The sequence below is a fragment of the Brachybacterium sp. AOP25-B2-12 genome (assembly GCF_052378625.1).
GTDB lineage: Bacteria > Actinomycetota > Actinomycetes > Actinomycetales > Dermabacteraceae > Brachybacterium.
On record NZ_JBQSXW010000078.1, the window covers coordinates 1 to 643 of the forward strand.

At 72.2% G+C, this 643-nt stretch carries 2 protein-coding genes; one reads left to right on the plus strand and one right to left on the minus strand.

The window, feature by feature from the left end; all coding sequences use genetic code 11:
* A partial coding sequence (locus ACT3TZ_RS15225; RefSeq protein ID WP_444584254.1) for a TrmH family RNA methyltransferase occupies nucleotides 1–445 on the plus strand: 445 nt, incomplete at its 5' end.
* 15 nt (nucleotides 446–460) lie between these two features.
* On the opposite strand, the gene ACT3TZ_RS15230 is transcribed toward ACT3TZ_RS15225, so the two are convergent.
* The coding region (locus tag ACT3TZ_RS15230; RefSeq protein WP_444584255.1) for a hypothetical protein at nucleotides 461–643 on the minus strand (183 nt) is incomplete at its 5' end.

Genomic DNA, 643 nt, shown 5'->3' on the forward strand with positions numbered 1-643 from the left:
GGTTTCCTTGCAGCCGATCGTAGCCGGACACCACATCAACGTGGGCGCGTGCTTCCGCTCGGCCGCGGCCCTGGGAGTGGACGCGGTGCTCGTGACCCCGCGCTGCGCCGATCCGCTGTATCGGCGCTCGATCCGGGTGTCGATGGGCACCGTGTTCCAGGTGCCGTGGACGCGGATCGATCCCTGGCCCGGCGGCCTCGAGGCTCTCCATGGGGCCGGGTACACGGTGGCCGGGATGACGCTCGGCGAGGGCGCGATCACCCTCGACGAGCTCGTCGCCGAGAACCACGACCGGCTCGCCCTGGTATTCGGCACCGAGGGGCACGGGATGACCCGCGCGGCGGATCGGGCGCTGGACCGGCGGGTCACGATCCCGATGATGCACGGGGTGGACTCGCTGAACGTGGCGGCGTCGAGTGCGGTGGCGTTCTACGCGACGCGGTGACCGCGACGCATCGGATCAGCGATCCGGAGAGCCCTGGGTGCGCCCCCGGTGCTCCGTCCGCCTGGTGTCCGTGGACGGCCGACGATGCCGGTGGGGTCGATCGGCAACTCGGGGCGGCACGGCGGCGCCGTCGATGACGTGCAGCAAGCCCTGGAACGCGGCGGGAGCGCGGAGGTCGGGATCGCGCACCCCTGAACC